The sequence below is a fragment of the Austwickia sp. genome (assembly GCA_016699675.1).
Lineage (GTDB): Bacteria > Actinomycetota > Actinomycetes > Actinomycetales > Dermatophilaceae > Austwickia.
Window position 1 is genome coordinate 3495603 of the sequence record CP064985.1, and the last position, 22243, is coordinate 3517845.

Sequence of the window (22243 nt, forward strand, 5' to 3'; positions counted from 1 at the left end):
CACGTCTGAGCAATATGTCGGCTGATTCCGTCGGATAAGCCATCAGGTTGGGCAGCGTGCGCGGCATTGGTTGAGTGATTTGCCCACTCGCGTGACGTGCGTCACCCTGGCGGCATGACCGAGACCACGCACCTCGACTCCGCAGCCGCCGTCGCGGGCCTCACCGACCTCGAGCGGGAGGCCTGCCTTGACGCCGGCGAGTTGGGCCAACTCGTCGGGCTTGTCGAGCACGACCCGGCCAGCGACCCGTTCCCCGTCAACGGCTGGGACGCCATCGTCTTCGTCGTCGGCAACGCCACGCAGGCGGCACACTACTACCAGTCCGCGTGGGGCATGACCCTGGAGGCGTACTCCGGACCCGAGCACGGCAACCGCGACCACAAGGCGTTCGTGCTTCGCTCCGGCTCCATCCGCTTCGTCCTCAAGGGCGCCGTCGACCCGGACAGCCCCCTGGTAGCACACCAGGCGGCGCACGGCGACGGCGTCGTCGACATCAGCCTGGACGTGCCGGATGTCGACCAGTGCGTCGCGCACGCCCGCGCGCAGGGCGCCACGATCCTGGCCGAACCGCACGACATCTCGGATGAGCACGGCACGGTGCGGCTCGCCGCGATCGCGACGTACGGCGAGACCCGCCACACTCTCGTCGACCGCAGCCGCTATACGGGCCCCTACCTGCCCGGATACGTCGTGCGCACGAGCAGCCACGCCAAGCGCGACGGCGCGCCCAAGCGGCTCTTCCAGGCGCTGGATCACATCGTGGGCAACGTCGAACTCGGCCAGATGGACACGTGGGTCGACTTCTACCAACGCGTCATGGGCTTCGACAACATGGCCGAGTTCATCGGCGACGACATCGCCACCGAATATTCGGCGCTGATGTCCAAGGTGGTCGCCAATGGCAATCACCGGGTGAAGTTCCCGCTCAACGAGCCCGCGATCAGCAAGCGCAAGAGCCAGATCGACGAATACCTGGAGTTCTACCGCGGCCCCGGCGCCCAGCACCTGGCCCTCGCCACGGGCGACATCCTCGCGACCGTCGACGCGCTCCGCGCCGAGGGCGTCGAGTTCCTCGACACCCCGGACAGCTACTACGACGACCCCGAGCTGCGCGCGCGCATCGGCGCCGTCCGGGTCCCGATCGAGGAGCTGCGCCGCCGCAAGATCCTCGTCGACCGCGACGAGGACGGCTACCTGCTGCAGATCTTCACCAAGCCCCTCGGCGACCGGCCCACGGTGTTCTTCGAGCTCATCGAGCGACACGGCAGCCTGGGCTTCGGCAAGGGCAACTTCAAGGCCCTCTTCGTGGCTCTGGAGCGGGAGCAAGACCTGCGCGGGAACCTCTGATCGCCGCAGGTCGGCTCGAGCGTCCGAGGCCGATTCGCCGCTCGTCGGGGGGTGACTCGCCGTTCGGCTCGGGGTGACGCGCCGCTCGTCCGCAGCAGGTCCGCCCGCGGGCGCACAAGGGGTACGTCGGGTGCCCCGCGGCGCCCTAGGATCAGCGCCATGGCGGGGCGCAACGTCTTCGGGGACGACTTGGAACTGTGCGGCGTGGACCCGGTGACGGGCTTCTACCGCGACGGTCAATGCACTAGTGGCCCGCGCGATTTCGGCGGCCACACGGTGTGCGCCGTCGTCACCAAGGAGTTCCTGGAACACCAGCGGCAGCACGGCAACGACCTCATCACGCCCCGCCCCGAGATGGCGTTTCCGGGCCTGCGGCCGGGCGACGCGTGGTGCGTGGTGGCGATCCGGTGGCGCGAGGCGTACGAGGCCGGGTGCGCCCCGCCCGTGCGGCTGCGCGCCACGAATGCTTTGGCGCTGCAGGTGATCCCGGCCGAATGGTTGATGGAACACGCCGTGGACGCGCCGAACGACCTCAGCAGCCTGCTCGGCCCGGCCGACTCCCCGGACGGGCCGTCGCCGACCGTCTGAGCGGCGCCTAGTCAGGAGAGAGTGCCCGACGGATCACTGGGCGTCGCCCGGACCATCAGGCCGTGCCCCATGGCCTCCAGCACGACCGCCGTGGTCGCCTCGAGCCCGCGCTCGCCACCGGGGAGCAGCTCGATCAGCCCATCGATGGCCAGCATGGCCAGCCCGTGTACCCCGCTCCAGCACAGCATCGCCCACGGGGCTGGGTCGCCCGCCGGGATCATGCCGTCGTCCTGGCAGGCGAGGATCGCGGTCGTCAGCACGTCCCGGCAGCGCCGGGCCGCTGACGCGACGACGCCCCCGGTGTCGGAGCGCAGCTCCGGGCGGTTCATCAGGCGAAAGGCGTGCGGGTGGGCCGCGGCGAACCGCACGTACGCGGCCCCGACCGCCGCCAGTCGGCCGTCCCGGGGCGTGCCGTCGGTCCCGGCCCAGGCCTGCGCCAACGCCTCGGCGAACCGGTCCCAACCCTCCACCGCCATCGCCTCTACGAGGGCCGCCTTGTCCGGGAAGTGATGCGCCGGCGCGCCGTGGCTGACGCCGGCCCGACGGGCGACGGCGCGAAGGGTCAGGGCGTCGGGTCCGTCCTCGGCGACCAGGTCCCAGCCGGCGTCGAGCAGGGCCCGGCGGAGGTTCCCGTGGTGGTACCCGCCACGCCGTACCGGCGTCGTTCCCTGCTCCGCGACCACGTCCCGTGACCTCCTGCTTCGCGCGCGATCTTGACGGTGTCAGGATCGCGCGCTACGGTCGGGGCGTCAACTAGGCAATGTCTAGATGCGTCAGCGAAGGGGAGCGTCATGGACATCGAGCGCTACGACGTCGTCATCATCGGTTCGGGCGTGGGGGGCCTGGTCGCGGGCTCGTTGCTGGCCCAGCTCGCGGGGAAGCGGGTGTGCGTCCTGGAGCGACACTTCGAGCTCGGCGGCTTCAACCACGCCTTCACGCGCCGCGGCTACCACTGGGATGTGGGGCTGCACTACGTGGGCCAGATGGGGCCCGGCGAGCAGGGGCGCCGCCTCATGGACCTGGCCACGGGCGGGAACGTCGACTGGGCGCCGATGCCGCCGGAATTCGACGTCTTCCACTACCCGGGCCTGGACATCGCCCAGCCGGCAGATCCGGACGCGTGGTTCGCGCGGCTGGGCGAGCGCTTCCCGGGCGAACGCACGGCCCTTGCGGCGTACCGTCGCGACCTGCGCGTCGTCACGAACTGGATGACCCGGGAGTACGTCGCCCTCAACCTCCCCGCGCCGCTGCGCGCGGCCGCCTGGCACCTCAACCGGCCGGGCCGCCGCCTGGCGCTCATGACCACCCGGGACTACCTGGCCATGCGCTGCGCCGACCCGCGCCTGCGCGCGATCCTGGCCTCGCAGTGGGGCGACTACGCGTTGCCGCCCGCGCGCGGATCGTTCGGGATGCACGCGATGATCGTGACCCACTACCTGCGCGGGGGCTGGTACCCGGTCGGCGGCTCCACCGCGATGACCGCCGCGATGGTGGCGCGCATCGAGGCGGCGGGTGGCAGCTGCCGGGCCAGCCACGAGGTCCGCTCCATCCTGCGGGACGAGACGGGCCGCGCGTACGGCGTCGCGGCGCACGCCAAGCGCGGGCGCGGCGGCCGGGAGCTAGAGATCCACGCGCCCGTCGTCATCTCCGACGCCGGGCTCGGCACCACCTTGGGCCGGTTGCTGCCGCCGGGCCCTCGACCGGAACCGGCGGTGGCCCGGCTCCTGGACGCCGCCCGTGACGCGGGGTCCGGGACCGCCAATGTGGTCGCCTACCTGGGGCTGCGTCAGTCCCCGGAGACCCGGGGATTGCACGGCGAGAACCACTGGTTCTTCGGCGGGTGGGACCACGACGCGAGCTACGGCGACGGGCGGGGCGCGGTGACCGGCGCGGTCCCGATGACGTACCTGTCGTTGCCCTCGCTGAAGGACCCCCAGGCGGAGCGGCACACGGCGGAGCTCATCACCTCCGTGGACCCGGCGTGCTTCGCGGCGTGGGCGGGAACGGCGTGGATGAAGCGGGGGAGCGAGTACGAGGCCGTCAAGGCTCGCGTCGCCGACGCCATGCTGGCCGTGGTGGAGGACCGCTACCCGGGGTTCCGGGAGCTGGTCGACTACCTCGAGGTGTCCACGCCGGCCACCGTGCAGACGTTCACGGGGCTGCCGTCGGGCGGATTCGCGCAGCTCGCCGGTACGCCGGAGCGGCTGCGGGCGCGGTTGACGCCGGCCGACCTTCCCGTCCCGGGGCTGTACCTGGCCGGTGCCGACGCGTGTTCGCTCGGCATCATGGGCGCCCTGATGGGCGGCGTCTTCGCCGCGGGTGCCGTCCTCGGCCCCACGGGCATCCCGAAGATCATGGCGAGGGCGGCCAAGGGTGGGGGTGACCGGCCGCAGCCCGGGACGGCGCCGGGCACGCCGCAGGATGACGCCAAGCAAGAGCGACAGGAAGCGGTCCCGGCACAGCTGTGACCTCCGCCCATCACCATGGTGCCGCGTCAGCGGCAGCGGCGGGTGAGCAAATCGCCCAACGCCTCGGCGTATGCCGGGGCCGCGACGAGGAACGCCCCACGCGGCCAGGCGGTCTCCCGGCCGTCCGCGTCGAGGCAGCGGGCGCCGGCCTCGCGCGCGATCAGCGTCGCCGCCAGGTGATCCTCCGGGTGGAAGTCGCCGATGACGCAGCCGGCCGCCCGCCCGGCGCCCACCGACACGGTCGACAGCGTGCCCGAGCCCAGGACCCGCGTCGTCACGTGCTGGGCCGCGAGGTCGGCGAGCAGCTCCGGCTGCCCGGGGAACGGGACGTGTGCCGCCCACTCCGTGAGCACCAGGGTGCCCGCCAGCGCGGTCCCCTGCTCGGGCGGCGCGTCGTCGAGTCTCAACGGTACGCCGTCCAGCGTCGCGGCCCGGGCCGACCAGACCTCACCGCGCCAGGGGTCGGCCACCACGCCCACCAGCGGCGTCTCATCGAGGGCCAGCGCCAGCGAGAACGAACTCCACCCGAGCCCGTGTGCGTAGTTGGTGGTGCCGTCGACGGGGTCCAGATACCAGCACGGCACGCCCGCTCGCGCCGTACCGCCCTCCTCCTCCCCGACGACGACGTGCGCCGGGAACTCGGCGGCGAGCACCTCCCGGACGTGCCGCTCCACCGCCCGGTCCACGTCCGTGACCAGGTCCGCCGCGTGCGCCTTCGTGGCCACCGCGCCGGGTCGGCTCTCCCGCAGGTAGCCCCGGGCCCAGGACGCCAACTCGCCCGCGACCACCGCCGCACGAGCCAGCTCGGCCTCGGGAAGCTCGCCGGGCGACGCGGCACGGGCACCTGACGCGCCATCGCCGAGCCACCGTCCGGCGGCCGTCGCGAGGCTCCCGTCGTCGAGCAGCCGCCGCAGCAGGCCGGGCCGGTTCGTGGTGATCGCGTCCGCGCCGAGCGCCACCATCGCAGCCATCGCGGCCGGGTCGTCGATGGTCCAGGCCGCCACGCGCAGCCCGGCCGCGTGGGCGGCGGCGACGACGGAGGGGGACAGGAGGGTGCGCTCGAGGTTGAGGTACGTCGGGCGCTGCGCGGTCATCAGATCGGGATCGGCCAGGCCCGTCGTCGACTCCAGGTGGAGGATGGCCGAGGGGTCGAGCGCCCGGACCGCCCCGGTGGCCGACGGCGCCCCGCACCAGTGCACCTCCAGCGCCCCGGCCGCAGACTCCCGCCCGGCCGCAGACTCCCGCCCGGCCGCAGACTCCCGTCCGGCCGCAGACTCCCGTCCGGCGCCCCCGTCCCGCCACGCGGCCAGGGCGCGCCACGCGGCGGCCGCATCGTGCGCGTTCGTGGCGTCCACCAGCAAGGTCACCCCCGTGCAGGCCAAGACCTCGGCCACGTCGATGAGGCGGGGGATGCGGACGTCGGCGTACCCGACCTCGGCCACCTCCGTCCAGCTCAGCTCCCGCACCCGCTGCGGCACGCCCCACAGCCGCAGCAGCGTCTGGTCGTGGTTGACGACGCTGACGCCGTCGGCCGTGGTGACGACGTCGATCTCCACCCGGTCGACGCCGAGGTCGAGGCAGGAACGGACGGCGGCCAGGGTGTTCTCTCGGTACCGCAGCGAATCGCCCCGGTGCGCCACGACGTACGGCGTGCGCGGCGGGACCGGCGATGCGCCGGACACGACGTACGGCGTGTCAGTCACCCGCCGGACCGTCCTCGCGGACGCCGTCCACGAACACCATCGGCCGCCGCAGCCGCACCGACACCTCCGAGCCCTCGGCGGGCAGCGTCCCCGACCGGAACGCCGACAGCCGGTGTCCGGCCAGGTCCAACACGATCTCGGCGTACGGCCCGTGCGGCACCACCCGCACCACCCGCGCCCGATGCGCCACCCCGGCCCCCTCGGCGCGGCCCCCGGCGCCGCGCTCGAGCTGGGCCGCCTGGTCGCTGATCCCCTCGAGGATGACGACGTCCTCCGGGCGCACCCCCGTGACCACGCCGGCCTCCTCGGCCACGGTCAACGCGTCGGCGCGCTCGACCAGCCGCCCTGGGAACGTGTTGAGGCTGCCCACGAACCGGGCGACGAACTCGCTGCGCGGATCCGCATACAGCTGCGCGGGCGGCGACAGCTGCTCGATGCGCCCGTCCTTCATCACGGCCACCCGGTCGGAGATCGACAGGGCCTCCTCCTGGTCGTGGGTGACCAGCACCGTCGTGATCCCGAGCCGCTGCTGGATCTCGCGGATCTCCTCGCGGACCTTGACCCGCAGCTGGGCGTCGAGGTTGGACAGCGGCTCGTCGAGCAACAGCAGCGTCGGCTCCTGCACCAACGCCCGCGCGAGCGCCACCCGCTGCTGCTCCCCGCCGGAGATGCGGGCGGGCCGGGAATCCCGGTGGTGCATGAGGCCCACCATGTCCAGCGCCGCCTCGACCCGGCGGGTCAGCTCCGGACCGGGAACCTTGTCGAGCTTCAGCGGGAAGGCGACGTTCTTGAAGACCGTCATGTGCGGCCACAGCGCGTAGCTCTGGAACACCATCGCGCTCGGCCGCCGCTCGGGGTTGAGCGCCGTGACGTCCCTGCCGTCCACGAGCACCTGCCCGCGGTCCGGCTTGAGGAAGCCCGCCACCATCCGCAGCGTCGTCGTCTTCCCGCAGCCGGACGGGCCGAGCAGGGTGACGAGCTCCCCGCGAGCCACGTCCAGGTGCAGGTCGGTGACGATGTCGCGGCCGCCCAGCCGCTTGTGGATGCCGTCGAGGCGCAGGGCGGGTACGTCGTGCGTGGCGGGTACGCCGGGCGCGGCGGGCACGTCGGGTGAGGTGGTCATCGGGGCCTATCGGAGCTGGAAGCCCTCGGCCAGCTGCCCGCCCATGATCTGCTTGCGGACCAGGGCGAGGAGCACGACGGAGGGGATGGACAGCAGGATCGAGAAGACGGCGGCGATCTGGAGGGGGTAGTACTCGACCAGCCGGTACATCTGGGTGGGCATGGTCAGGTACGTCGAGCCGCCCACCAGGTAGGTCCCCTGAGCCTCGTCGAAGCTGGCGAGGAAGCTCATGATCACCGCCACGAGGATGCTCGGCAGGGCCAGCGGCAGCGTGATCGAGAAGAACACCCGCAGCGCCGACGCGCCCGCGTCGCGGGCCGCCTCCTCCAGCGAGCGCGGCACCGCCGCAAAGGCCGCCGCGGGGATCCACGTCATGAACACCACCGTGCCCATGACGTGCACGATCACCACGCCGAGCTGGGTCTCCATGAGCCGCAGCGTGTAGAACAGCGAGGCCAGCGTCACGAACAGCCCCATCTTGGGGAAGCTGTTCATCGCAAACAGCGACGCCAGGAAGAACCGCCGGCCGGGGAACTGGTAGCGCCCGAAGGGCTACGCCGCCGGCAGGCAGATCACCGCCGAGGCGGCGACCGTCATCAGCGCGAACGAGAACGAGTTGTAGACCGCGTTGGACAGCTGGTCGTCGGCGAAGACCTTGCCCCACCAGTCCAGCGTCCAGCCGTCCGGGCCCAGGTTCGGGTAACTCCAGCTCGTCACGAACGCCCGGACCGCCAGCCACACCAGCGGTCCGAAGATGAACAGCGCGAGCAGCGCGACGACGAGCGTGGCGGCGGCGCCGACCAGGCCGCGGCGCAGGCCGGCACCCCCCGCCGGCGATGCGGTCGACGTGGCCGATGCGGTGGGCTGGCTCATACCTGATCCGCCTCCCTGGCCTGGCGGAAGTTCGCCCAGACGTACGTCGCGGCGATCAGCGACGCCAGCGCGAACACGACGAACGCCATGACGATGGCCTGCTGGGGCCGGTTGAAGGCGATGAAGTAGCTGGCGATGTCGACGCCGAGCATGTTCTGGCTGTTGCGGCCCATGAAGTAGGGGATCGTGAACGAGCCGATGATCCCGATGGCCGTGAACGTGGTCGCAATAACGATCGGCACCATCGCCATCGGCAGGATCACCGACCGGGTGGTGCGCGCCAGCCCCGCCCCGGAGTCGCGGGCCGCGTCGATCACCGAGTCCGGCACCGCCGCGACGCCCGAGCTGATCATCAGCACCGCGAAGGGCAGGTTCGTCCACACCGAGCCGATGACCAGCCCGGTCACGGAATAGCTGTACGACGGTCCGGTGGCCCCGAACTGCGCGAACAGGGTCGGCAGGAAGCCGATGTCCGAATAGAAGGTGCGGATCGCGTAAGCGCTGATGACGACGGGGATGAACATGGGCAAGATCGTCAGCACCGTGAGCGCGCTCGCGATCTTGCCGCCGCGCAGCCGCAGGAAGAGCGCGATGGCCAGGGCCACGGCCAGAACGATCAGCGTCGACAGCACCGTGACGAGGATCGTCACGATCAGGTCCTCGCGGAACCTGCCGTTGGCGAAGACGACGCGATAGGGCTCGACGGTGCCGGGCGGGCCGTCAGCCAGGTAGACGTCCTGGCCGATCAGGGCGGTGATCTCGTTCAGCCCCCCGCCGTACCCCAGCGTGAACGCGAAGGCGAGCGCGATCGGCAGCCCGGCGAACAACGCGATGAACGCCACCGGCGGGAGGGCGAGGACGAAGCCGAGCCACGACGTACGGCGTGCTCCGCCGGCCCGCCGCGGCCGCGCCGACCCCGGCCCGGTCCCGAAGCCTCGCCATCCCCGCCGCCCCGGCACCGGGGCGGCGGCGACGACCTGGTCCGTCACTTGCCCGGAACCTCCTGGTCCCAGGCGAGGTCACGATCCTCGTTGACCTTGTCGAAGTAGCCCGCCCGCAGCTGGTCGGGGTGGGCGTCCTTGAAGGTGGCCTGCGTGTCGGCCGGGAGCTTGTCCAGCGGAATGACCGGGTAGCCGGCGATGTCCTTGGCGATCATGTTCTGCGCCTCGGGGGAGAGCAGGTAGTCCACGAGCTTGATCGCGTTGTCCTTGTTCTTGGCGTGCGCGGGGACGCCAAGGTAGCTCGCGCCGCCGGTGAAGCTCGGGTTGGCGATCTGGGTCGCCTTCATGTCCTTGGGGATCGTGCCGGACTTCTGCCCGGAGATGAACATGTCCGACCACACCGGGGTCATCGCGATCTGGCCGCCCGCGAGCAGTTCGATGCTGCCCTTGTTGCCGGTGGGGTAGACGCCCTTCTGGTAGACGTACGGGTTGAGGGCGCGCAGCGCGTCCCAGCCCGGCTTCCACTGGGTGAGCAGGTTCTTGTCGTACGTCGTGCGCAGGGTCTTGGCCGTGTCCGCGGGCAGGTACTTGTCCAGCACCGTGGTGACGAACGCCCCGCCGGAGCCGCCCGACTTCGGGGAGTTGTAGGTGAACTTGCCCGGGTTCGCCTTGATCCACGTCATCAGCTCGTCGAACGTCGCCGGCGGCGTGGCCACTGTCTTGGCGTTGTAGGCCAGCAGCACCGACGAGCCGCGGTAGGGGATGCCGCCCTTGCCGCCGGCCTTGATCGTGTCCTCGGGCACGTCGGCCAAGCCCTTGACCTTGTCCTTGCTCACCTGCTCCAGGACGCCGGCCTCGGCGGCCTGCAAGACGATGCCGCCGTCCATGACGTCCCAGCCCGCGTCCTGGCCGCCCTTCTCGGCGGCGGTGAGCTTCGCGAGGCTCTGGGTGCCCTACTCCTCGTGCAGGTCGAAGTCGATCTTGAGCGTGGTGCCGGGGTTGGCCTTCTCGAAGCCCGGCTTGACGCTCTTCTCCCACAGGTCCTTGATGTTGGTGTCGGCGCCGATGTAGACGCGCACCTCGCCACCGCCCGACGAGCCGGAGCCGGACGCGCCGCTGCCGCCGCCGGAGTCGTTGCTCTTCTGGGCGCATCCGGCGAGGCTCGTCGCGGCGAGCGCCGAGACGGCCAGGACGGCGAGGGACTTCCTGCTCATGGGTGACCTCCGGTGAAAGGGCTCGGGGGGTGGTGCTGCACCCACCGTACGGCGCAGGAGAGGCACTTCACAGTGCTTACCCGCTGATCACCCGCGCGTGGCCGCCGCGTTACCTGCCCTTTGCCGGGGCTAGCCCGGGCGAGCCGACGGCGCCTGATGTGACGCGGGCGGCCCGCGCAGGCCCTCGGCGTGGGAAGCCGCCCTCGTTATGCTGCTCCAGGCGGGCGACGTCGGGATCGTCCTGACAATGGCGTGACAAAGGTGGTGGCATGGCGAACGAACGTCTGCCGGTCCCCGCGGGCTGGCGCAACGCCGATCTCTACCTGGAGCCCGCCCTCGACCGGGTGTGGACGGCGCTGCGGGACACCCGCACCCCGGAGCGGCTCGCCCGCTACTACACCCCGGATGCCAACTTCGCCGGCGCCACCTTCGGGGGGCACGGCGAGTCGGATCCCGAGGCCGTCGACGAGCGCGACCTGCTCGCGGTCACCCTCCTCGACGTCAAGATCCCGCCGCGCACCGTGCGGGCCCTGCTGCAGCCTGGCCCCACCCGCGACCGGCTGCACGAGCTGCTCGCCGCCGACCGCCTGCCGCCCGACGCCTGCCTCTGGGAGGTCACGCCGGAGGTGCTCGCGAACATGGCCGAGCTCTACGAATTCCTGCGCGCGCTGGTGCCGCCGACGCGCGAGCGGTATGAGGTCAACTGGGCCACCGCCGCCAAGCTCTGCGCCCGCAAGCGACCGAACCTGTTCCCGGTGCGCGACGAGGTCGTGTGCCGCTACCTGCGGCTGTGGCCGTCGCGCTATCAGGTGGACTGGCAGGTGTTCGCGTGGGTGATGGGGCACGACGACGTCCGCGAGCAGCTCACCCGGCTGGTGGAGCGGGTGGCCGCGGCCCCCGGCGCCGACGTCGGCGAGGTGGGCGCCCTGCTGCGGCACCTCGACGTGGCCGTCTGGATGCACGCGCCGCACCGCTTCTAAGTCTGGGCTGGTCTGGCGGGCTCCCGCTGGCGGGTTGCCACTGGGGGGGCCGGTGGCAGGTCCCGGCGGGTGCGGCCCCGCTCACGCGGGCGGGTCCTGCGTCTCCGGCCACAGCGGCGCCCGGGCGCGGTCCTCACGTCCCAGCATCCCGCCGACCAGCGGCAGTCCGGGTCCGCGCGGCTTGCGGGAGGCGTCCGTACGGCGGGCGCGCTCGCGGGCCCGCTCCTCGACGTCCAGATGCCGCAGCACGCCCTCGACCCCGGCGAGCACCGAGCCGCGCAGCAGCCAGGCGGCGGGGTTCTCGCGGCCGTCGACGAAGTACAGGTCGGTGAGGATGGCCCGGGTCTCCCGCAGGATCTCCAGCGTCTCGGCCAGGGCCTCCTCGGCCTCCGACGTACGGTTCTCGGCCTCGGCCACCACCAGCGTCCCGAACGCCTCGATCGCGTCGCCCATGTCCGTGAGCACCACGGAGAACGCGAGCCGCAGCTCCTCGTCGTAGCCGACGTTGCGCGCGGAGGGATGGCCGGTCGTGACCGGGATCTCGTCCTCCAGCGACTGGAACATGGCCCGCAGCGACAGGATCGTCGAGTCCAGCGCGGTGAGCCCCGAGCGCAGGACCGGTACGACGTCCGCGCTGCCCAGCGACCGGGGATTGAGCCGGCGATTCTCCTCGACCTGCGCGAGCGCCTCGTCCGCCCGCTCCAGCAGGGGCAGCAGCGCGTGTGTCTCGTGCAGCCAGGACGACACGCGGCGCCGGTCCAGCCGGTCGGTCATCTCGCCGCCCGCACGGCGTACGACGTCCGCGGTTTCCTCCGCGACCTCCAGCACGGCCTCCTCCGCGCTGGACGGGGCGACCGAGGGGGGCAGGACGATGGAGAAGGCCACCCCGACACCCGCCCCGATCAGCGTGTTGAGCACGCGCGTCTCCGCGGCGATGTCGTGGGAGTAGACGCCGAGGATGAGCATCGCGCTGATCGGCGCCTCCAGGAGGTTGTCGCCGAGGCGCAGGACGTGGCCGATCAGCAGGGAGGCCGAGATGACGAGCCCCAGGCTCCACCAGGACAGGCCCACCCACGTCGAGACGGCGATCGCCACGAAGACCCCGGTGAGGACGGCGAGGATCCGGAAGGCGCCCATCCGCAGCGTGGCGTAGAGGCTGGTCTGCACCACGAGCAGGGCCGTCAGCGGCCCGGTCAGGTCGGTGGAGCCCGGGGTGATCGCGATCGCCAGCAGGTAGGCCAGCACCGCGGCACTGGTCAATCGGGCGACGCTCAGCAGCGCGGGCGTCGACCGACGGCGCAGTCGCCGCGAACCTTGACCACGGAATCGCTTGGCGGAGAACGCTTTAGCGAGCAGTCGCAGAGACGGGGAACGCACACGCGCAGGATCGCACGAGGATTGCGAGAATGCCGACATGGCTCCTTCCGCCACCGCATCCGATCCGGGCCTCGCACCGCCGAGCGCCACCACCTCCCCGGGCACCATCGCGCTGAGCGCGGCCGACGACGAACGCCGCCGGGCCTTCCACCGGATGCGCCGCATCGCCACGGGCATGCTCGTGGTGATGGCGCTGATCTTCGTGGCGACGCTGCATCGCGACGGGGTCTTGGGTTATGTCAATGCGTTTGCCGAGGCCGGCATGGTCGGCGCCCTCGCCGACTGGTTCGCGGTGACCGCGCTGTTCCGGCACCCGATGGGCATTCCCATCCCGCACACCGCCCTGGTTCCCAAGAAGAAGGACACCTTCGCCAAGGGCCTGGAGGACTTCGTCACGGGCAACTTCCTCACCGGCGAGGCGGCTCGCGAGCGGTTCCTCGCCTCGGACGTCACCCGCCGGGTGGGCGTCTGGTTGGACGACGAGCGGCACGCGCGGCGGCTGGCCGACGAGTCCGCGGTGGTGCTCGGGCGCGCGTTGACGCACGTCGCCCCGGACGACATCCGGGGCCTGGTCGAGCACTCGCTCGTGCCGCGCATCGTGGCGGAGCCCCTGAGCCCGGTCGCGGGGGCGCTGCTCGAGGAGGTCGTGCGCGACGGCGTGCACCATTCGCTCGTCGACATCCTCATCATCGAGGCGCACGCCTGGCTGCTGGAGAACCCGCGCACGTTCATGCAGATCGTGGACGATCGCGCGCCGACGTGGGCGCCCGCGTGGGTGAACGACATGGTGGCGGACCGGTTGCACACCGAGGCGGTCAACTGGGTGCGCGACGTGCGGGACAACCGGGACCACCGGGTACGCCGCGCGGTCGACGACCTGCTCACCGACCTGGGTCGGGACCTGCAGGAGGACCCCGCGACGATGGCCCGCTTCGAGGCGCTCAAGGAGCGCCTCATCACCCACCCGCAGACCGCGGACGCGGCCCTGGCCATCTGGGACGTGCTCCGGGCCGGGATGCAGCGCGCGCTGGAGGACCCGCACAGCCTGCTGCGCGACCGCATCGCCAAGGAGCTGCGCCGGCTGGGGGAGCGGCTGGTCAGCGAGCCCGAGCTGCGGGCCAGCGTCGACGCCCGCGCGGGCGACGCCGTCGCTTTCCTCGTGGACAGCTACGGCCAGGAGCTGGCGCCGATCATCTCCCAGGTCATCGCCCGCTGGGACGGCAAGGAGGCCGCGGAGAAGATCGAGCTGCACGTGGGCCGGGACCTGCAGTTCATCCGGATCAACGGCACCGTAGTGGGCGGCCTGGCGGGGCTGTTGATCTACACTTTCGCCCAGTTCGTGGGGCACTGACCGGGTGCGGCCCGGGCCGGCGTCCTGGCGGTCAGACGAGGTCGGCGGCGGTGATCGTGATGGGCTGGCCGTCGATGGTCAGGGTGACGGTGTGGCCGTCGCCGGTGGGGTCGGCGTAGCGGCGGGGTTGGTCGTCGGTGGCGGGCAGCAGGGTGTCGAAGAGATAGACCACCGGGTCTTCGCGGACGTCGACGATGAGGTAGTTCGGGATGCCGGCGGCGGCGTACTCGGCGCGTTTGGTGACCCAGTCCGTCTCTACCGACGACGCCGAGACCACCTCCACGGCGAGCGGCACCTCACGAGCGTCGACGTACCGGCCGCCGGCGGATGGCTGGGCGGGAATCACCGCGAGATCGGGGATGCGCATCGTAGCGGCAGGATCGCCGCCGATGAGCAGGCCGGGCTGCGGGACAGCCAGCCAGCGGTGCGCAAGATGCCGCGACAGGTGGGCGATGAGGCGACCCTCCGCGATGCTGTTGGCGACGAATTCGGTGGGGGACATGATGCGGTGGCCGCGGACGAGCTCATCGCGGTACCCCTCGGGAGCCGGCGGCCCGTCGAGCCACTCGGCCAGCGTCAGCTCCCGCAGCGGTGCGGTGGCGATGCTCATGGCGGCACTCCTTTCCATCCGGCCCATGCGGTCGAGTATCCGGGGCGACTGCGCGAGACGCTAGGCCCGCCGCGGCTCAGTGGCCGCTCGATGCGGTTCCGGTGTGGATAACGGCCATGCCCGCAGGGGGTGTGGACACGGCGCTGCGCTTGTCAGACGAGGTCCGAGGACGGCGAGGGGTGAAGGGCGTCACCCAGCATCACCATGGCGGCGGTGAGGGGACTCGCGCCCATCACCATGGTGACGGGAGTTCGGCGGCCGACGCGGCTGCGGACGCGGGGTCACCGGACCGGTGCGGGGTGGCGGCTCAGCGACGCGGGTCGGGCCCGCGGTACATGTCCTCGACCAACTCGGCGTACCGGTCCGCCACCCGCTGCCGACGCACCTTCATCGTCGGGGTCAGGTCGCCGCCGTCGGAGGTGAGCTCCTCGGGGAGCAGGCGGACCTGATGGATCTGCTCGTGGTGCGCGCGGCCCGCGCCGACGGCCGCGACCCGCTCGGCGTACAGCTCCTTGACCTGCGGCAGCGCGACGAGAGCCGCGCGGTCGACGGCGGCTTCCGCGGTAGTCCAGCCGCGCTCGACTGCGTACGCCGTCAGCTCCGGGAAGGCCGGCTGCAGCAGCGCCACCAGGTATTTGCGGTTGTCCCCGAGCACCACGGCGGACTCGACCAGCGGGTCGGCCGTCAGCGCGGTCTCCAGCGGCGCGGGCGCGATGTTCTTGCCCTGCGCGGTCACGATCAGGTCCTTCAGCCGATCGGTGACGTAGAGGAAACCGTCGGCGTCCAGCCGGCCTACGTCACCCGTCCGGAACCAGCCGTCGACCAGCGCCTCCGCGGTGAGATCCGGTCGCTGCCAGTAGCCCACGAAGACGTTCGGGCCGCGGGCGAGGATCTCTCCGGCGTCGCCGATCCGCACCTCACACCCCGGGATCGGCCGACCCACCGACCCGATCCGGTTCGCGCCCGGGGCGTTGCAGCTGATCATGGGCGCGGTCTCGGTGAGCCCGTAGCCCTCGTAGATGTCGAGGCCGGCCGCGAGGAAGAACTCCGCCACCTGCGGGCGCAGCGGCGCGCCGCCGCTCGCCATGACGGTCTTCGGGCCGCCGACGGCGTCCCGAATCCGGTGCAGGACCAGCCGATCCGCGGCCGCATGCGCCGCCCGCAGCGGCGCCGCAATCCGCTCGCCGCGCCGCACCCGACGTTCCACCAACAGCCCAAGGGCCACCGCGGCGTCGAACAGGCGCCGCCGGGCGCCCGCGCCGGCCTGCTCGTGCGCGACGGCGTACACCTTCTCGTAGAGCCTCGGCACCGAGACGAACAGGTGCGGGTGGATCCGAACCATGGCCTCCGCCACGGTCCGCGGGTCCGGGACCGAGACGTTCTCGACGCCGTGGTCCAGCATCACCAGGGTCCAGCCGCGCTCGAGGGCGTGCGACAGCGGCAGGAAGCTCATGTTGCGCTGCCCGGCCGGGATCGCGAACCGCTCGCGGATCGCCGCCAGTTGGGCGAGCAGGTTGCCGTGCGTGAGCATGGCCCCCTTCGGCTCGCCGGTCGTGCCGGAGGTGTAGATGATCGTCGCGAGATCGTCCGGCCCCAGGGCGGCCAGCCGGCCGTCGACCTCGGACAGCTCCTCGGGAGTCGCCGTACGCCGGGTGAGCTCGGCGAACGCCGCCGCTACGGCCTCGTCGCGGTCCGGACCGCCGGCGGGCACATCGTCGAGGACCCACACCTGCCGCAGGGCGGGGAGCCGCTCCCGCAGCCGGCCCACCCGCTCGGCCTGCTGGGTCGTGCCGCAGACCACGGCCACCGCACCCGAGTCGGCGAGCAGGAACTCGACCTGGTCGCGGGTCGACGTCGGGTAGACGGTCACGGTCACCGCGCCGGCCCGCATGATCGCAAGGTCGGCGATGGTCCACTCCGGGCGGTTGCCCGCGTAGATCGCCACTCGGTCGCCCAGACCGATCCCGTGCGCGACGAGGGCCGCAGCCGCCCGGTCGACGGCGTGGCCCATCTCGGCGTACGTCGTGACGTGCCACTGCCCGTCGCGCTCGACGCGCAACGCGGGGCGATCGGCGTGGGTGTGGACCGCGGCCTCGATGAGTCCGGGGAGATGGCGGTGCATGGGGGAGGTCCTTACCGTTGGCGCCGCGACCAGCCTATCCCCGCTGGGCCGCGCCGGCCCGGCGGCCGGCGCCGCAACCTACTCACCGGTTCGGTGCCGATCAGCCAGCCAGCGGGATGACCACGCGTGACCGCGCGGTAACCGGGCCTCACGCGCGAGGCTGACCTCAACCCGGTGTCGGGCGGTCCCACGTCCCATGCTGGGCATACGATCAGGCCAACCCCGCGTGAGGTGGGGAATCAACCGGGAGGGTAGGAATGACGCACACGTCCCGACGGGCTCGCGTGCTCGCCGCTTTCGTCGCGATGGCGGTGACCCCAGCGCTGGCCGCGGGCTGTTCCGCCGGCCAAACCACCCAGCCCTCCGCCACCGGCAGTTCCGGCAGCGGATCCTCCGGCCCGGCCCCCCAGGGCAGCAAGAACCTCTCCGTGGGGATGGTCCTCGCACCGACGTCGCTGGACTTCACGAAGGCCGACGGCGCGGCGATCCCGCAGGCGCTGCTCGGTAATGTCTACGAGGGCCTGGTCAAGCTGGATCAGGACGGCAAGGTCGTCCCCTCGCTGACCAAGTCGTGGCAGGTGTCCCCGGACCGCACGACGTACACCTTCGCCCTCAACGAGAACGTGAAGTTCACCAACGGGGCGCCGTTCACCGCGGACGACGTGAAGTTCTCGATCGACCGCACCAAGACCGACTGGACCACCTCGCTGGCCAAGGTCATGGGCGTGGTCAAGGAGGTCACGGTCGTCTCGCCGACCACCGTGCAGGTCGTGCTGACCAAGCCGAGCAACGACTGGCTCTTCCGGATGGCCGCGACCCGGCTCGGGGCGATGTTCTCGCGCACGGGGGTCGCCGATCTCGCCAAGACGCCGGTGGGGACGGGGCCGTACAAGCTGGAGTCCTACAAGCAGGGCGACACCCTCACCCTCGCGCGCAATCAGGACTACTGGGGCAAGGCGCCGTACTTCGAGAAGGTCGATCTCAAGTACGTCGCGGACACCTCCGCGCTCAACAACGCGATGCTCAGTGGCGGCCTCGACGTCCTCTCGATCGTGCAGCCCGACGCGGTGGCCCGGTTCGCGGACGCGAACACCTACCAGACCATCGAGGGCACCACGAACGGCGAGGTCGTCCTGTCGTTCAACAACGCCAAGGGGCCGTTCGCGGACAAGCTGGTCCGGCAGGCCGCCCGCGCCGCGATCAACCACCAGGACCTCATGGGCCGCTGCTGGGGCGGCAAGGGCAAGCTGATCGGCTCCATGGTGCCGCCGACGGACCCGTGGTTCGAGGACCTCACCGGCATCGCCCCGTACGACGTGGCCAAGGCCAAGTCCCTGCTCGGGCAGGCCAAGACGCCGAACCCCGCGATCCGGCTGCGGATCCCCACCGCGCCGTACGCCGTCTCCTGTGGCCAGGTCGTCAAGAGCCAGCTGGAGCAGGCCGGCTTCACGGTGACGATGGATCAGATGGACTTCCCCAGCTGGCTCACGACGGTCCTGAAGAACAGCGACTACGACGCCTCGATCGTCGCGCACGTGGAGCCCCGCGACCTGCCGACGGTGTTCGGCAACCCCGACTACTACATCCACTACAAGAACCCCGCCCTGAACGAGGCGCTGGCCGCCGCCGACGCCGGCGACGAGGCGACCCAGATCGCCAAGATGAAGGAGGCCGCGCGGCTGATCAGCGAGGACGCCGCGGCGGACTGGCTGTTCCTGCTGCCCAACCTCATGGTGGCGAAGAAGGGGATCACGGGGCTGCCGCAGAACTCGGTCAGCGAGTCGTTCGACCTCACGGGCCTGTCGCGCACCTGAGGCCCCGTTGTCCATCGCCCTCGCCCGCCGTACGGCGGTCCTGCTCCTCAGCCTGCTCGCGGCCAGCGTGATCGTGTTCGCGTTCATGCAGATCCTGCCCGGCGACCCGGCTCGGGTGGCGCTCGGCGTGTCCGCCTCGGAGGAGTCGGTCGCGCGGCTGCGGCACGAGTACGGGCTGGATCGACCGGTCCTCGTGCAGTACGCCGCGTGGGCCGGCGGGCTCATGCGGGGCGACTTCGGCCGCAGCTACGTGTCGGGGGACGTCATCGCGCCCCGACTGGTCGACGCGCTCGCGGTCACGGGCTGGCTAGTGCTGGCGGCCCTGGTCGTGGCGGTCGCCATCGCCATCCCCGTGGGGACGCTCATGGCGGTCCGGCACCGGCACGTCGACGGCGTCGTGCTGACCGCCCTGTCGCAGGTAGGGGTCGCGGTGCCCGCTTTCCTCGCCGGCATGCTGCTCGTCGCGGTGGTCTCCGTGCGGTGGGGCGCCCTGCCGTCGTCGGGGTGGGTGCCGCCGGCGGTCGATCCGGCCGGCTTCCTGCGCCACCTCGTGCTGCCGGCCCTCTCGCTGGGGATCGTGCAGGCGGCCATCCTCGCGCGCTACGTCCGCAGCGCGGTCCTCGACGTCCTGCGCGAGGACTACCTGCGGACGGCCCGCTCGAAGGGCCTCACCCCCTGGCGGGCCCTGATCCGGCACGGCCTGCGCAACGCGGGGGTTCCGGTCGCGACCGTGCTGGGCCTGCAGCTGGCCTCGATGCTCATCGGCGCGGTGGTCGTCGAGCGGGTCTTCGTCGTCCACGGCCTCGGCAGCCTGCTGCTGGACGCCGTGCAGGTCCGCGACCTCATCCTGGTCCAGGACGTGGTGATGGTGCTCGTCGCGCTGGTGCTGCTGTTGTCGTTCCTCACCGACGCCCTCTACGTCGCCATCGATCCGCGCATGCGCGCGAGGTCGCGATGAGCGGGGCGGCGACGGGGGTAGGCCCGGCAGGCTCGCCGGCCGCGGGCCAGGGGGGTGCGCACGGGGCTGGCCAGGCGGCGGCGACGGTACGTCGGACGCGGCGGCGCCACGTCGGCCCGGCGCTCGTCGTGGGCGCCGTGCTGGTGGGGATCATCGTGGCCGGGACGCTGCTCTCGTTCGTGTGGACGCCGTACGACCCCACGCTCATCGACGCCAAGGTGCCGCGGCTGCTGGGGCCCTCGGCGCAGCACTGGTTCGGCACCGATTCACTCGGCCGGGACGTGTTCTCTCGCATCCTCGTCGGCAGCCGCACGACGCTGATCGTGGGGCTGGTGGCGGTGGGGGTCGCGGCGGCCGTGGGCGTCCCGCTGGGGCTGCTTGCCGCGATGTCGCCGCGGCGGTGGGTCGACGAGCTGGTGATGCGCGTCTTCGACGTGATGCTGGCCTTCCCGGCGCTGCTGCTGGCGATCATGTTCGCGGCCGTCTTCACGCGCAGCGCGGCCCTGGCCATGCTCGCGATCGGCATCGCGGGGATCCCGTCGTTCGCGCGCGTGGCCCGGTCCGGGGCGCTGCAGGTGATGGCGCAGGACTACGTGCTCGCGGCGCGGGTCGCGGGCCGATCGGGGCTCTCGATCGCGGTGCGCCACGTCCTGCCGAACATCGCGAGCATCGCCATCGTGCAGTCGTCGGTGTCTTTCGCGCTCGCGGTGCTGGCGGAGGCCGGGCTGTCCTACCTGGGGCTGGGCACGCCCCCGCCGACCCCCTCGTGGGGGCTGATGCTCTTCGAGGGGCAGGACTTCCTCGCCCAGCACCCGCTGCTCGTGCTGTTCCCGGGCGGCGCCATCGCGACTGCCGTCCTGGGGTTCAACCTGCTCGGCGACGGGCTGCGGGATCTGCTCGACCCGCGGATGGAGGCGGTCCGGTGACCCACCCGGCCGACCCCGGCGCGCCGGACCCCACGCGGGCGCTGGGCGGCGACGAGGACGGCGGGGCGCCGGGGGATCGCGTGCTGTCGGTGCGCGGGTTGACCGTGCGGACCGCGGACGTCGAACTCGTGCACCCGGTGGACCTGGACATCGCTCGCGGCGAGCGGGTCGGGCTGATCGGGGAGTCCGGCAGCGGGAAGACGCTGACCGCCCTTGCCGTCATGGGCCTGCTGCCGGAGGGCCTCGAAGCGAGCGGCCGGGTCCGGGTACGGGGCGTGCGCGAGAACCTGTTGGAGCTGCCGGAGCGCACCCTGTCGCGGCTGCGCGGGTCGCGAATGGGGATGGTCTTCCAGGAGCCGCTGACCGCCCTCAATCCGACCATGCGGGTCGGCCGCCAGGTGGCGGAGGTCCTTCTGCTGCACCGCGACCGGGCGGCCCGCGTCGGTCAGGGAGAGGTGCTGGGTGAGGCCGGCCAGCCGGGCCGCGACGAGGGCGCGCCGGACCCGGGTCGGACCGACCGCGCGGCGATCCGCGCGGAGGTGATCCGTCTCCTGGACGACGTTCGGTTGCCCGACCCCGAACAGGCCGCCCGCTCCTATCCCCACCAGCTCTCCGGCGGCCAGCGCCAACGGGTGGTCCTGGCGATGGCCCTGGCGAACTCGCCCGACCTGCTCATCTGCGACGAGCCGACCACCGCCCTCGACGTCACCGTCCAGGCGAACGTGCTCGACCTCATCGTGGCCGGAGTCGAGGCCCGCGACGCGGGGCTGCTGTTCATCAGCCACGACCTGGCTGTCATCGCGACGGTGTGCGAGCGGGTGGCGGTGATGTACGACGGGCGGATCGTGGAGTCCGGGCCGGTGCGCCAGGTCCTGACCCAGCCGACGCATGCCTACACCCGCAAGCTGCTGGCCGCGTCGAGCCTGGCGGGGATCGAGGCCCGCGGCCGGCAGACCCAGGAGGCGCGGTCGGTGGCCCGGGGGTCGGCGGCGGAGCCGGACGCGCCGGTCATCGAGGTCCGCGGCGTCACCCGCGACTACAAGCGACCGCGGCGCAACCTCTTCGGCCCGGCGCCGATCGTGCACGCCCTGCGCGGGGTCGACCTCACGATCCGCCGGGGCGAGCGGGTCGGGATCGTGGGCGAGTCGGGCTGCGGAAAGTCCACGCTGCTGCGCATCCTCGCCGGTCTCGACCAGCCGACCACGGGGGAGGTCCGGGTGGCGGGCCGGCCGGTGTCCGGGCAGCCGGAGCGCCGGCTCGGGTTCCTGCGGCAAAGCCTGCAGATGGTCTTCCAGGACCCGATGGGCTCCCTCGACCCGCGCATGCGGATCCACGCCTCGGTGCGCGAGCCGCTGCTCCTGCTGGGCCGAGACGACCACCGCGAGCGGGTCGCCCGGCTGCTGACGTCGGTGGGCATCGACCCCGAGAACGCGCACCGCTACCCGCACCAGTTCTCCGGCGGCCAGCGGCAGCGCATCTCCATCGCCCGCGCCATCGGCCCGGAGCCCGACATCCTGCTGGCCGATGAGCCCGTCAGTGCGCTGGACGTGTCGGTCCGGGCGCAGGTGCTGGGCGTTCTCGCAGACCTCGTCGACGACCTCGAGCTGACGCTGGTGTTCGTGTCGCACGATCTGAGCGTTGTCAGAGCCGTCTGCGATCGTGTGGTGGTGATGAAGGCGGGGCTGATCGTCGAGGAGGGTCCGGTGGCGCAGGTCTACGGCGAGCCGACGGAGCCCTACACGCGCCGCCTCGTCGCGTCCATCCCCACGATCGAGCGGGCGCTGGCCGGTGTCTCGGCCGCCGACCTCGCCGCGGCCCGGGCGCAGGAGCACCCGGGGGAGGCCTAGC

Annotated in this window: 16 protein-coding genes and 2 pseudogenes; 9 read left to right on the top strand and 9 right to left on the bottom strand. The window is 72.0% G+C overall.

All coding sequences use genetic code 11. The features are described 5' to 3' along the window. The first annotated feature begins 114 nt into the window (after positions 1-114). Both hppD and IPK37_15965 read left to right on the top strand, forming a co-directional pair. Positions 115-1347, top strand: coding sequence for a 4-hydroxyphenylpyruvate dioxygenase (gene hppD, locus IPK37_15960; protein QQS00347.1), 1233 nt, complete (start codon positions 115-117; stop codon positions 1345-1347). Positions 1348-1506: 159 nt separating this feature from the next. After that, positions 1507-1935 (top strand): DUF2237 domain-containing protein, encoded by a 429-nt coding sequence (locus tag IPK37_15965; protein ID QQS00348.1) that lies wholly within the window; start codon positions 1507-1509, stop codon positions 1933-1935. An 11-nt stretch (positions 1936-1946) separates the two neighbouring features. On the opposite strand, the gene IPK37_15970 is transcribed toward IPK37_15965, so the two are convergent. Next, complete coding sequence (locus tag IPK37_15970; GenBank protein ID QQS00349.1) at positions 1947-2618, bottom strand: TetR/AcrR family transcriptional regulator; 672 nt, start codon at positions 2616-2618, stop codon at positions 1947-1949. 108 nt (positions 2619-2726) lie between these two features. On the opposite strand from IPK37_15970, the gene IPK37_15975 reads away from it, so the two are divergent. Next, on the top strand, positions 2727-4403 hold the full coding sequence (locus tag IPK37_15975; GenBank protein ID QQS00350.1) for an NAD(P)/FAD-dependent oxidoreductase: 1677 nt from the start codon (positions 2727-2729) through the stop codon (positions 4401-4403). 26 nt (positions 4404-4429) lie between these two features. Here IPK37_15975 and IPK37_15980 read toward each other — a convergent pair whose 3' ends face one another. The 5 genes and pseudogenes from IPK37_15980 to IPK37_16000 form a co-directional block, all read right to left on the bottom strand. Then, positions 4430-6106 carry an inositol monophosphatase gene (locus tag IPK37_15980; protein ID QQS00351.1) on the bottom strand — a complete coding sequence of 559 codons (1677 nt, stop codon included), beginning with the start codon at positions 6104-6106 and terminating at the stop codon, positions 4430-4432. Continuing rightward, positions 6099-7229: an ABC transporter ATP-binding protein gene (locus IPK37_15985; GenBank protein ID QQS00352.1), complete on the bottom strand. Its 1131-nt coding sequence runs from the start codon at positions 7227-7229 to the stop codon at positions 6099-6101. Before IPK37_15985 ends, IPK37_15980 begins: the two co-directional genes overlap by 8 nt. A gap of 6 nt (positions 7230-7235) precedes the next feature. Further along, positions 7236-8102 (bottom strand): annotated as a pseudogene (locus IPK37_15990) (ABC transporter permease subunit). After that, a complete protein-coding gene (locus IPK37_15995; GenBank protein ID QQS02942.1) occupies positions 8099-9061 on the bottom strand; it encodes an ABC transporter permease subunit in 963 nt (320 codons plus the stop codon). Before IPK37_15995 ends, IPK37_15990 begins: the two are co-directional and overlap by 4 nt. Positions 9062-9087: 26 nt before the next feature. Then, positions 9088-10257 (bottom strand): annotated as a pseudogene (locus tag IPK37_16000) (extracellular solute-binding protein). Between the two features lie 269 nt (positions 10258-10526). Between IPK37_16000 and IPK37_16005 the strand changes: the two are divergent. Then, positions 10527-11237, top strand: coding sequence for a hypothetical protein (locus tag IPK37_16005; GenBank protein QQS00353.1), 711 nt, complete (start codon positions 10527-10529; stop codon positions 11235-11237). 81 nt (positions 11238-11318) lie between these two features. Here IPK37_16005 and IPK37_16010 read toward each other — a convergent pair whose 3' ends face one another. Next, positions 11319-12497 (bottom strand): hypothetical protein, encoded by a 1179-nt coding sequence (locus tag IPK37_16010; GenBank protein ID QQS00354.1) that lies wholly within the window; start codon positions 12495-12497, stop codon positions 11319-11321. 271 nt (positions 12498-12768) lie between these two features. On the opposite strand from IPK37_16010, the gene IPK37_16015 reads away from it, so the two are divergent. After that, entirely contained in the window at positions 12769-13965 is a 1197-nt protein-coding gene (locus tag IPK37_16015) for a DUF445 domain-containing protein (protein ID QQS02943.1), read from the top strand. A 31-nt stretch (positions 13966-13996) separates the two neighbouring features. Here the strand turns inward: IPK37_16015 and IPK37_16020 are convergent, their stop codons facing one another. Next, the gene (locus tag IPK37_16020) at positions 13997-14575 is read right to left on the bottom strand and encodes a Uma2 family endonuclease (protein ID QQS00355.1); all 579 of its coding nucleotides are present in this window, start codon (positions 14573-14575) and stop codon (positions 13997-13999) included. Between the two features lie 307 nt (positions 14576-14882). Continuing rightward, the gene (locus IPK37_16025; GenBank protein QQS00356.1) at positions 14883-16697 is read right to left on the bottom strand and encodes a long-chain fatty acid--CoA ligase; all 1815 of its coding nucleotides are present in this window, start codon (positions 16695-16697) and stop codon (positions 14883-14885) included. Between the two features lie 257 nt (positions 16698-16954). On the opposite strand from IPK37_16025, the gene IPK37_16030 reads away from it, so the two are divergent. From IPK37_16030 to IPK37_16045, 4 genes are all read left to right on the top strand, one after another. Continuing rightward, entirely contained in the window at positions 16955-18511 is a 1557-nt protein-coding gene (locus IPK37_16030; protein QQS00357.1) for an ABC transporter substrate-binding protein, read from the top strand. 85 nt (positions 18512-18596) lie between these two features. After that, complete coding sequence (locus tag IPK37_16035; protein ID QQS02944.1) at positions 18597-19469, top strand: ABC transporter permease; 873 nt, start codon at positions 18597-18599, stop codon at positions 19467-19469. Continuing rightward, positions 19466-20395, top strand: coding sequence for an ABC transporter permease (locus IPK37_16040; GenBank protein QQS00358.1), 930 nt, complete (start codon positions 19466-19468; stop codon positions 20393-20395). Before IPK37_16035 ends, IPK37_16040 begins: the two co-directional genes overlap by 4 nt. Positions 20396-20436: 41 nt before the next feature. Next, positions 20437-22242, top strand: coding sequence for an ABC transporter ATP-binding protein (locus IPK37_16045; protein QQS02945.1), 1806 nt, complete (start codon positions 20437-20439; stop codon positions 22240-22242). The last annotated feature ends 1 nt before the right edge of the window (position 22243 follow it).